Origin of the sequence: Microcoleus sp. PH2017_05_CCC_O_A, assembly GCF_020738785.1 — a bacterium.
GTDB lineage: Bacteria > Cyanobacteriota > Cyanobacteriia > Cyanobacteriales > Microcoleaceae > Microcoleus.
The window spans coordinates 1-11,437 of the sequence record NZ_JAEQCB010000200.1 but is presented as its reverse complement, the minus strand read 5'-3'; the positions used below and the strand labels follow the sequence as shown (position 1 = coordinate 11,437).

Here is an 11,437-nt window from a genome sequence, read left to right as displayed (position 1 = left end):
CCGTGTGGGATCGGTTAAACTAGCGTTGGAACAAGCGGGAGAGAAGAGTAAAGGAGCGATTTTGGCTAGCGATGGCTTCTTCCCCTTCGACGATTCCGTCAAAACGGCGGCTGAAGCGGGGATAATTGCGATCGTCCAACCGGGAGGAAGTATGCGCGATAAAGATTCGATCGCAGCCGCCAACCAACTCGGAATCACAATGGTTTTCACTGATATCCGTCACTTCTTGCATTAGGAATAATGCCTAGCAATTCTTAATTGTGTAGCCTATGATAGGGATACAATAGTGTTCGCCGGTGTCAACTTAAGTCTAAAATTCTTTGTATCTCTCGTTGGTATCCGAGTCTAGATCCCCCTAAATCCCCCTTAAGAAGGGGGACTTTGAGAATACTCTTATCCTTACTAAATACTCTTGTCCCCCCCTTCTTAAGGGGGGCTAGGGGGGATCGAGAAGACTATGAAACCAATCAAAACTGTTATATTCCTACCAATTTTCCAGTTGCGTCCTTAAAAAAATTATGACTTACAGTGAACAGCAAATTAAACCCCAAGACGTAAAAGTTAAAATCCTGCTTACCGGCGGACATCAGTGCACTATTACGCTCAAATCCGACACACCATTATTGCACAACCTTGTCAAAGCATTAGTCGATCGCCAGCAACAGACAGTAGGTTTTTCCACCTTATTCCAAATCCCCATAGACGACGGGCGTTCCAGCCTTTCGTTTCCCGCCGAACATCTCGTCGGATTAGTCACCGAACCCCCAATTTTCTTGCAGCAACCGCAACCGCAGCAGCCAGCAATCCCCCTAGAAATTATCCCAGAAATTCCCCCAGAAATTCCCGCAGAAATTCCCGCCCCTGCACCCGTAAATGACGATTTAATATCTCGCTACGCCCAAATAGATAACTTTTTGACAACCGCAGAAAAGAACAAACTAATCAAATATGTTTTAGCCAAAGAGTCAGAATTTGTAACTACCAGTACCTCAACAAATGCCGAAGATTACCGTCGCTCAATGGTGCTCCACTCCTTCCCGGAATTTTCTACACTGATGGTGAATCGCATTAAAGCAATTCTCCCCGATGTGCTGCGTAAATTAAATATCCCAGCATTTCCGCTGGGTGACATAGAAGCTCAGTTAACTATGCACAATGACAACAACTTTTATAAACTTCACAACGACAGCGGTTCGCCAGATACCGCAAGCAGATTTTTTACTTACGTTTATTATTTCAACCGAGAACCTAAGGCTTTTTCAGGCGGGGAATTGCTGATTTACGATAGCAAAGTCGAGAACAATTTTTATGTTGCAGATGAGACATTCAGAACGGTTGAACCTCGGAATAATAGTATTGTATTTTTTCTGAGTCGCTATATGCACGAAGTTTTGCGAGTTAGCTGTCCCTCTAAAGCTTTTGCTGATAGTAGGTTTACTATTAATGGCTGGGTGCGTAAAGCCGATTGAGACAAGATTTGCGGGTTAAGATAAAACGGCGGTTGAAACCGCGTCTACAAAAACAAAACCCGCCTCCGCGGGTTGAAGAATGGATGGTTAACATTACGTTTTTTCTTGACACAGCATTTTCTTCAGTCCGCGGAGGCGGACTTGGTTTGTATAGACGCGGTTTCAACCGCCGTCTGGTTGGTTTGTATAGACGCGGTTTCAACCGCCGTCTGCATCTCCCACGATGCGATTTTTACTCCTGAGCTCCGGCATTTTTGAGCAATTTCACGACAGTGGAATAACCTTTAAATTCAGCTAACATTAAAGCTGTATAATTTCCCGGATTTTTGTGATTTAACTCTGCACCAGCGGCGATTAAAATCTCTACAGCATCAGCATAACCGCGATGGGCGGCCCACATCACAGCGGTTGCGCCGGATTCATCGAGCAAGTTGACATCTGCACCTTTTTCGACTAATATTTTGACGATCGCCATATAACCGCGATCGCACGCCTTCATTAAAGCAGTTTTCCCCAAATCCGCCGGGATATTCGGATCTGCACCGCCGTCAAGCAAGGCTTTCACCGTTTCAGTATGTCCGTGAAACGCAGCTAGAGTCAAAGCTGTCTCGCCAAAGTTTTTAGCATTCAGGAAATCTGGACGATTTGAGTTTACTTTTTGCAGCAAAGCGGATACGATCGCACTGTGACCGTGAACAGCCGCCACCAGCAAAGGCGTATCGCCCAACCGATTTCTCGAACCGACATAAGCACCTCGGTTTAACAGCAATTCCACCACATCTTGACAGCCTTCAACCACGGCAAAATTCAACGCAGTTTCGTCATCTCTGTCCTTCGCGTTGAGATCCGCGCCAGCATCTAGTAAGATATGTGCGATCGGCAAATTTCCCCCAGCAGCCGCCGCCATCAAAGCCGTCCCGCCATCTCCACTTTTGACATTCGCATTAGCACCCGCAGCCAGCAAAACTCGCACCGCATCAACATTACCGCAATCCGCAGCCAAAGTTAAAGCAGTTTCGCCCTCTTTGTCGGGAATTTCCAAATCAGCACCAGCGGCTAGCAGCGTCTCGACTACCGCCAAATTGTCCGCCGTAGCAGCCAGCATCAAAGGAGTTTTGCTCCTCTGATTTTTAAGATTAACATCCGCAGCGCGATCGAGCAAAATTCGGACAATTTTAGCGCTACCTTGACTAATAGCTGAAAATAGCATAGAATTATCAGCAACAGCACCCGCATCAGCCAAAGCTTGAACAACAGCTTCGTGTCCCGACAAAGCAGCTATTTTCAGAGCCGAATCTCCATCTTTATCTCGGACATTCACATCAGCCTTAGCATCAAGTAACAGCCGGACAACATTGATATCACCTTTGAGAGAAGCCGCCATCAAAGCCGTACTTCCATCATCATTTTTAGCATCAACATCAGCACCCGCAGCCAACAACAGCCGCATAACATCAGCCTGTTTGTTAGCCGCAGCCAACATCAAAGCCGTGAGGCCAAAACGTCTGCTTGCGAGGTTGACATTAGCGTCATTGTTTAGTAAAATACGCACGATTTCCGTATAGCCCTTTTGGGCGACAAACATCAAAGCCGTCGTCCCCTCAGAGTCTTTGGCGTTAGCGTCAACGCCCTTAGCGAGTAAGGCTTGGACGTGAATAATGTTGCCAGTCTTGGCAGCTTGGATCAATACAGCGTCTTGTTTAGTGGCAGGCATAATAGTCTCTCATACCGTATATTTGTACCGTCGCACGAGACGGACTTACTGGTATGCTAAGTTTTATGAAGTATGTTTACTAATCCTGAGAACACTATGAATCTGGAAATTCCGCAGTCTGTGAAAGTTTGGAGTCAATTCTTCCACCCAGTTTTAATGTGGGTATTGCTAGCAATCTCATTTTATGCTTTGTATCTGGGAATTCAAATCCGCCGTACCAGAAGTGCGGAAGGTGATGTCAAGAAAGAGTTAATTAAGGGCAAATTCAATATCAAGCACCATCAGATGGGCTCTTTGCTGCTAGGCTTGATGGTAACAGGTGCGATCGGCGGAATGGCCGTCACCTACATCAACAACGGCAAACTATTTGTCGCCCCGCACCTAGTAGCAGGCTTGGGAATGACCGCCATAATTGCCATTTCAGCCTCCCTGACTCCGTTCATGCAAAAAGGTCAAAATTGGGCGAGATACACTCACATCCTTCTAAATGTGGGGCTGTTGGGGCTGTTTGGCTGGCAAGCGGTAACAGGTGTAGAAATCGTGCAAAGAATCATCAGTAAAATGTAACGGTTAAAGTACGATTCAGGACTTGCGCGCACGTGTCCAGAAACCGGGTTTTTGACGAAAATACCGATTGTAGACGTAAATTCTGCGAAAAACCCGGTTTCTTTAATCGTAACAGTCGTAGGGTGTGTCGCGATCGACAATCTCATAGCGACGCACCTTGGTTGTTCAACAGTTGAATAAACAACCCTATCTTTTAGTCTTTCCCAACAGTCGTAAGATACATCGCGCTCAGATTATCGATGGAATTAATGAATTTTTATAATAGCGACGCACCCTAAAAAAATCAAAGCCATGCTAGAAACCCTCATCAACTATTTTGTTTGCGCCACCAAAGGCCACATTACAAAAAACCAATTAATCAAATTCTTATATTTAGCCGACCTTTATGCTGTCAAATGGACAAACAAACAACTTACGCAGCTCAATTGGCGTTATTATCACTATAGCCCTTGGAACGAAGACATAATAGTCGCCTTAAATCAAATGAATGGCAAAACAATTGTTCAAGAATTTGTGGGAGAAACTATATTTATCCGACTTGGTGCCGAAGCAGGTAATATCGATGATTTAGAATTACCTGTAGGACTAAAACTAATGCTAGAAAACATTCGGAAAGAATGGGCAGGTTCGGGACAGGATAAAATCCAAAAGTTGCTAAAGTATGTGTACAGCACTGCGCCAATGATTGAGGTTAAAGATAGCCATCAACAAGATCAAGTGGTGAGGCTGAATCTAGAGACAGAAAGACAAAAATTAATCAATGAATTAGGGTGATAACGTGGCTGGAAAAACACCTCGTCAAGGTTGGATTTATTTAGTGAATCCCCAGAAAGTATCTCTTCGTTGCCAACACAATCACAATCACATTTATGATTTAAGTCAAACAGACGAGATGAAATGCAAGACGCTTGATTGTACACGGATAATTAATTATAGTAGGGTTCTGCGAGGAGAGCATCATTATCTCTTTTGGGAAATCGACCAATTTCAAGATAAGTCTGAATGCTTACAAACTTTTACCGTGATTCCCTTAACTTTCCAAGAAACCTGTAAAGGTTTGCCAACAGCATATCCGATTAACTCGACCAGCAAAAATGGTCTCGATCGCAATTCATTGGCTTTAGTGCATCAGATATGTACTATTGATGCTAATTGTTTTAAGGACTCCCAAGGGAATTGGTTTGAGCGAGTTGGACAAGTGGATAAAGGAGATAAGGAGTCGATAGAAGAACGTTTAAGGTATTTTTTGAATCTTGGGAATGATTCTAGTGATGATTGGTTGATGAACAATGTGTCTGTGGAAGTTTTAGAGAAAGTCTTTGATTATTTGCCGAAGGATATGACGAAAAAGATTGATTTAGAAAAAGTCATAAGCGACCTCGAATTATGGTGAGATGCAGACGGCGGTTTCAACCGCCCGGTATTCTACCAATTATCTGATTGCTATCATCTCTATCCTTGGGCTTAATTCTCCGAGTCAACCGCCAAGTACCAAAGCCAAAGCCTGCGCCGAATATCAAACTGAAGAAAAGGGATAATACAAAGGGATGCGGTGGTAAAGATGTAGAAAAAGGTGCTATTGGAACTTGAGTTATCAGAGGATAGCTGCTAGCAATAATTCCGGCTACACCGATGCCTGCACCGATGCCTGCACCTACCGATTGAATCGTGTTTTGCAATTCGGTATCGCTGTTTCTTTCCGCTTTTTCAAACTTTGCTTGTTGTTTTTGACCGTCCAATTCGACAATTATTCGGATTGTTTCAATCATCTGCTGAAACAATTGCCGTCCTGCGGTAAGATAACTCATGTTGATTTTAATCTGTTTCTGAAACATCTGGCAACTCCCACTCAAGAAATCTTCGATAAAATCTAAGTTATCTGTTCCTTCGATGCTGCAACTGACAAGTTGTTTGTGCCAGTGACTATAATTGTCAGCATTCGTTTCAATTGTAGTTAGGTGAAGTTCTATATCTCGCAAATAGCGGGCATACTCAAACCCGATTTGGGGAAGTTGAATCAGCCAATCTTCTAGTTGTTGCAGTCGCTCTTTTGGATCTGATTTTAACTTGCCAAACTCTTCCACCTTCTGTTCTAATTGGCTGTACAGTTTCCTCGCTTCCTTGTTGCAGCGCTCCGCTTTGTCATAGACGTAAAGGATTTTAGTCCGACAGCATAACAAATTCAGCAGCAGACGATAATAATCACCACTATCCTCTAACTCTGAAGTTTTTTCATCTGTGTTTAACCAGACTAGGATATGGCAGTTTAAACTCGGATTTGCTTGAGCATTGTCAAATTCACAAATCGGACTACCGAGAAGTTGGCCCTCTGCAATTAAATAGGGTTTTGGCTGGTTTTCTACATCTTGAAACAAAGCTTCTACACAAGCTACTGCTAATTCTTGATGATTACCAGAAAAATCAACTGGTTTGGCAAATAATAGCAGGGTTTGTCCGAGCGATGCTTGGATTTTATTAGGTAGCAGACAACCTTGAAAATTTAGATTTTTGAGTTGGTTGGTTTCTAGTGTATCTGTAGCAAGCAGCGTCAAGTCAAGGGCGTAAGTGTCATGCAGTTGCACCGGATAAATTGCGCCTTGCAGCGATACTTTGTCCGGTTGGCTGAGAGTCGTAAATGATAGGATTCTATCACCATCTGACTCATAAAGTTCTAAATACTCGCTTGGTTGGCTATTTTGGCTCTTTTTGTTAGCAAGGTGTTCGGGTAAAGCATCGAGTTTTGGATTAGTTTGCAGCAGGTTTCCCAAAGCAACGCATTGATGCCATAAATGGTCGGCATTGTCTACAGTTTGTTGGTCGCCTTTGGCAAGGTTGTTGCACAATTGAAAGGCAAACAGCGTTAGTTTTGGGTTGGCAAGTTTGCCTATCAATTGAGTGCTATTCATCACCTAGAGCCTAATATTGTTCAGATAAGACACGTTGTGTTTTTATAATAAACCCGATTTGTAGGGGCGGGTTCACCAAAAATATATGGCAAAAACAAATAATATTGTAAACCCGCCCCACCCAACTGACAATCCAAATATACCATTAATTTATCGGTAAGATGTTCATGTGAATAATGGCGGGGATGGGGCGGGTTTATGAGATTTTTTGTGAGTTTTATAGATCAATACGGTTCACTTAAGAGCAATCTGAACTGCAAAAAATGCCTGTCTTGCCTATAAAATCGTGAGATGAAATTTGTAAAAAAGCGTTAAGTGAACCGTATTGTTTTATAGATGGTTTGTAAACCCGCCCCCACCCAACTGAAAATCAAAATGTACCATGAATTTATCCGCAAGATGTTCATGTGAATAATGGCGGGGATGGGGCGGGTTTATGAGATTTTTGGTAGGTTTTATAGATGGTTGGCGAACCCGCCCCTACAGGATTTTGGGATTTTATTGATTAATTAGACCCCACCCTAAATAAAAATGTAGGAACCCTACAATTTATCCCATCGCCTTGGGGGTTGCTATTATTTCAACCGCCCAGTATTCTATTTTGACTGGTTGGGAAAACTTTCTTGGATGGCATTTAATAGCGTTTCTTTGGCAGCTTTGGGAGGCGAAGACTTTGGTGGAGGATTTATTTTTGTGCTTCCGGGTAGGCGATCGCCCTCCGTAGATTTGGTTGCTGCTGGATACAACTCTTTGCGAGTCTGGCGTAATGCTTGTTGAATGTCGGTGTACTTTGCACACCATTCAATGATATCATCAGCAAGATCGTCCTCTGTTTCTCGGAAAGTATCTTTTGCTTGATTAAGGTCTTCATGCCTATTGTCTATCAAAAACAGGGGTTTATGATTTTTGATGAGGTGTATGAAGGCGTTGATATTTTTCTGATTAATTTCCGGCATACTTATTTGATTTCTACTGACCAGTTGCACAAAATGCAGCCCAATGATAATGCGATCGAAAAGGTGGTTGTTCTGTGGAGTCTACATGATCGAGCATATCGTATAGATCCTCTTTTAGAGAGGGACGTATCGAAAGTTTGCTTGTCCACTGTTGTAACTTTTCTACCGTAACATCCCGCAGCCAAAGTTGAGCCTTGTTGAGGGCAAGAGCGACGCTTAACCCGGCTTTGAGATTCTGATAAAATTTTATCATCAGCAATGAAGTAGACAAATCATTAACTGCCCAAAGTGTCGGTACTACACTGGAACTCCCGGCCACCAGGAAACCGCTAGGTAAGCTGATATATTCATCGCTGATGCTGCTAAAGTCGCTGATGCCGGTTTCGCAGGCGGAGAGGACTACTAGGCGACATTCTCGGAAGTCGAGGGCAAAGATGTCTGCTAAGGTGAGGCATTTGTCAAGGTCGAGAATATTGCCATTTTTTAAGGGTTGATAACGGTTGGGATTTGATTCTGCTGGCGCTGGCGGGGGTAATTCGCTGTCGGCTAGCAGCAATGCGGATAGCAAAGGTTGCTGAAAGTTAAAGTAGCCGTGACAGCTAAAGTGGGCGCAGTGGGCGATGCGGAGGCGGCTGTCGTTTATAACTGATTTTAGGGCATTATTTTGGATGAGAATATCTTGATTTTCGGGTGGGAAATTCTGACGGATGGCTGGTACTTCTATATCGGTAAACGGCAGTTGTTTGAAGCAATCTAGCGGGCAAGGATTAGTGGGTTCGGGAGATGGGGTTTCTGAATTAAACCGCTGCCAGATTTCACGGCTAACTGGCAAGGCGTGGAGGGGGAGAAGGTGCAGGAAGCGATGGGGAATTAGAATTAGTCGATCGCACTTTTTGGCAACTCTTCCCAGAAGATCGTTGAGATGCAAAATATCAGCTAGACTTTGGAGGCGGGAGGCTAGGTTTTGCTGCCATTGAGTTTTGTTTTCTTGGTAGTCTTTTAGATACTCGTTGAACCAATTTTCTAAGGCTTTAAAGTCGGTTTTTGAAGATTGCCAGACTATCGGAGTTGGTGATTCTGGGGTGATGATGAAAGCAAGAAGTCTGTCGCTTGTAATGTACCACTGAAGGATAGCTGTATTTTCTGCTGTGAGGGATTGAATCTCGCTGTAGGAGATGCCTTTAACTTCTTGGGTGAGTGCGAAGTCGGGGTCGATGGGTGTGATGTCCTGGGCAATCAATTTATCGAGTTGTTTCCGTAATTGGATGAGATTGGTTTGATCGGGAATGGTGCTTTGTATGTTGTCGATTTGGGGGCTGCGTTCTCCCGATATTGTGCGGCCATTGCTGTTACGATTTGTCTGTTCGATGTCCAGTCGTCGCTGTTCGGCATCAATTTCTCGACGCAGGCGCGAGAGTTCGTTGAGAACGGTTTCGGGAATGTCACCTTTGGGGTAGAGGTCGCGGGTGGCAAGGAGTTCGACTAAGTTGCGGGCTTTGCTGCGTTCGGCGTATTCTATGGCTGCGGTGTAGTTTTTTAGTTCTATGCAAACTTCTACCATATTTCGATAGAGTTTATTCCATTCTTCGGCTAATTTCTGCTTGGTTTCATCGCCAGAATGAATCTCACTCCGTAAAAATTCTACGGTGTTAATGGCATTAGCAAAAGTATCACTAGCTAGCTGCAAATTGGGAACTTTTCGATAGGCCAGCCCTAAATTCAATAATGTTTCAGCATGGTTTATCGGAAAGGATTCGCGGCTGTAGAATTCGAGTGCGGCAGAGAAATATGAGATCGCCCTTTTAATATTGTCTGCCCTGTCTTTCCTGATTCTGCAATAGTAGGCAGTTCCCAGATTATTTTGCGTCTGCGCCCAATCTTCGGGAAAGGCTTTGCGGCTGCGGACTGCTAGGGCGGCGGTGTAAGATGCGATCGCTTGTTCGAGATTGTCTGCCCTCTCTCCCCTGATTCTATTACTGTAGGCATTTCCCAGATTATTTTGCGTTGTTGCCCAATCTTGAGGAAAAGCTTCGCGGGTGAGGACTTCGAGTGCGGCGGTGTAAGATGCGATCGCTTGTTCGAGATTGTCTGCCTGCTTTCCCTTGATTCTATCACCATAGGCATTTGCCAGATTATTTTGCGTCTGCGCCCAATCTTGAGGAAAAGCTTCGCGGGTGTAGACTTCGAGTGCGGCCGTGCAAAAGGCGATCGCCTGTTCGAGATTGTCTGCTCTCTCTCCCTTGATTCTGGAATAGTAGGCATTTCCCAGATTATTTTGCGTCTGTGCCCAATCTTCGGGAAAGGCTTCGCTGGTGTAGACTTCGAGTGCGGCAGTGTAAAAAGCGATGGCCTGTTCGAGATTGTCTGCTCTCTCTCCCTTGATTCTGTATAAGTACGCACTTGCCAGATTATTTTGCGCCCCTGCCCAATCTTCGGGAAAGGCTTCGCTGGTGTAGACTTCGAGTGCGGCAGTGTAAAAGGCGATGGCCTGTTCGATATTGTCTGCCCGTTTTCCCTTGATTCTGTATAAGTACGCATTTGCCAGATTATTTTGCGTCTGCGCCCAATCTTGAGGAAAAGCTTCGCGGGTGCGGACTTCGAGTGCGGCAGTGTAAAAAGTGATGGCCTGTTCGATATTATCTGCCCTCTCTCCCCTGATTCTCTTACTGTGGGCATTTCCCAGATTATTTTGCGTCCTTGCCCAATCTTCGGGAAAGGCTTCGCGGGTGTAGACTTCAAGTGCGACCGTGTAAGATGCAATCGCCCTTTCTATATTGTCTGCCCTCTCTCCCTTGATTCTTGAATAGTAGGCAATTGCAAGATTATTTTGCGTCATTGCCCAATCTTCGGGAAAGGCTTTGCGGGTGAGGACTTCGAGTGCGGCTGTGTAAAATGCTATCGCCCTTTGAATATTGTCTGCCCTCTCTCCCCTGATTCTGTTACTGTAGGCATTTCCCAGACTATTTTGCATCATTGCCCAATCTTGGGGAAAGACTTCGCGGGTGAGGACTTCGAGTGCGGCTGTGTGAAATCTGATCGCATTTTCAATATTGTCTGCCCTCTCTCCCCTGATTCTGTTACGGTAAGCAAGTCCCAGATTATTTTGCGTCCTTGCCCAATTTTCGGGAAAAGCTTCACGGGTGTATACTTCCAGTGTGGCGGTGTAAAATGCGATAGCAATTTCTAGATTTTCATCCCTACTGCCTCTAGGAAAATTACTAATCTTAATAGCAATATTTCCAATTAAACCAGCAAATATTTCTGCTTGTTTTGGGTCGTTTATTCCACCCATGAATCCAGTCATCGTTTCCTGAATAACTGGAATCAACTTAAGATTTAGCTTATCTAGATTTGCTTGCAATACTGCATAAATGTGTCGTGAATCACCACCAAAATTATCATACTCGGTCTTCAACAGCAATTGCAAAAACCCTTCATAATCATCTGGCGACTTATTCTCAACATCATTGTCCCGATAGGATGTGAAGCCCAAGAATTCCCCTACCTGACTGGCAAGATTTCGCAAATAATTAGCCTGAGTTTCCTCTCCTTGCTCTGCCAAACTTGCCGCTACTGCCTCGCAAGCTTGCATAAACCCCAGATCCAGGAATTCCGAGTTAGCACTTAAAATCTGCGGTTCCTCACCGTTAGGACAACTCAGCAGCGCATTAATCAATTGCAGATAAGCAGAATCGCGGTCTGCATTCCCTCCCTGCGTCCCTTGACCCAAAGCTTGACTAATTTGCCCCGCCAATTGCTGCAAAAAACCCGCATTTTGTTCGCCATCCGCCGCCATCCGACTCGCCACTTCCTGCATCACTTCAA

8 protein-coding genes and 1 pseudogene are annotated in these 11,437 nt (G+C 44.5%); 5 read left to right on the top strand and 4 right to left on the bottom strand.

All coding sequences use genetic code 11. The features are described 5' to 3' along the window. Positions 1–235: pseudogene (purH, locus tag JGK20_RS30965) on the top strand (bifunctional phosphoribosylaminoimidazolecarboxamide formyltransferase/IMP cyclohydrolase); the annotation flags it as partial. A gap of 283 nt (positions 236–518) precedes the next feature. After that, complete coding sequence (locus tag JGK20_RS30960) at positions 519–1,469, top strand: 2OG-Fe(II) oxygenase (RefSeq protein WP_293233333.1); 951 nt, start codon at positions 519–521, stop codon at positions 1,467–1,469. Positions 1,470–1,701: 232 nt separating this feature from the next. On the opposite strand, the gene JGK20_RS30955 is transcribed toward JGK20_RS30960, so the two are convergent. Then, complete coding sequence (locus JGK20_RS30955; RefSeq protein ID WP_293181771.1) at positions 1,702–3,183, bottom strand: ankyrin repeat domain-containing protein; 1,482 nt, start codon at positions 3,181–3,183, stop codon at positions 1,702–1,704. A 96-nt stretch (positions 3,184–3,279) separates the two neighbouring features. Between JGK20_RS30955 and JGK20_RS30950 the strand changes: the two genes are divergently transcribed. The 3 genes from JGK20_RS30950 (at position 3,280) to JGK20_RS30940 (ending at position 5,143) form a co-directional block, all read left to right on the top strand. Continuing rightward, the gene (locus tag JGK20_RS30950; protein WP_293212381.1) at positions 3,280–3,750 is read left to right on the top strand and encodes a DUF4079 domain-containing protein; all 471 of its coding nucleotides are present in this window, start codon (positions 3,280–3,282) and stop codon (positions 3,748–3,750) included. Between the two features lie 291 nt (positions 3,751–4,041). Then, a complete protein-coding gene (locus JGK20_RS30945) occupies positions 4,042–4,524 on the top strand; it encodes a type II toxin-antitoxin system antitoxin SocA domain-containing protein (RefSeq protein WP_293181767.1) in 483 nt (160 codons plus the stop codon). A 4-nt stretch (positions 4,525–4,528) separates the two neighbouring features. Continuing rightward, the gene (locus tag JGK20_RS30940) at positions 4,529–5,143 is read left to right on the top strand and encodes a type II toxin-antitoxin system PemK/MazF family toxin (protein ID WP_293233331.1); all 615 of its coding nucleotides are present in this window, start codon (positions 4,529–4,531) and stop codon (positions 5,141–5,143) included. A gap of 16 nt (positions 5,144–5,159) precedes the next feature. Here JGK20_RS30940 and JGK20_RS30935 read toward each other — a convergent pair whose 3' ends face one another. From JGK20_RS30935 to JGK20_RS30925, 3 genes are all read right to left on the bottom strand, one after another. Beyond that, on the bottom strand, positions 5,160–6,656 hold the full coding sequence (locus tag JGK20_RS30935) for a hypothetical protein (RefSeq protein WP_293233329.1): 1,497 nt from the start codon (positions 6,654–6,656) through the stop codon (positions 5,160–5,162). Positions 6,657–7,252: 596 nt separating this feature from the next. Further along, the gene (locus JGK20_RS30930) at positions 7,253–7,612 is read right to left on the bottom strand and encodes a hypothetical protein (protein ID WP_293233327.1); all 360 of its coding nucleotides are present in this window, start codon (positions 7,610–7,612) and stop codon (positions 7,253–7,255) included. 13 nt (positions 7,613–7,625) lie between these two features. Next, positions 7,626–11,437, bottom strand: a 3,812-nt coding sequence (locus tag JGK20_RS30925) for a CHAT domain-containing tetratricopeptide repeat protein (protein WP_366039708.1), incomplete at its 5' end; no start/stop codon positions are given.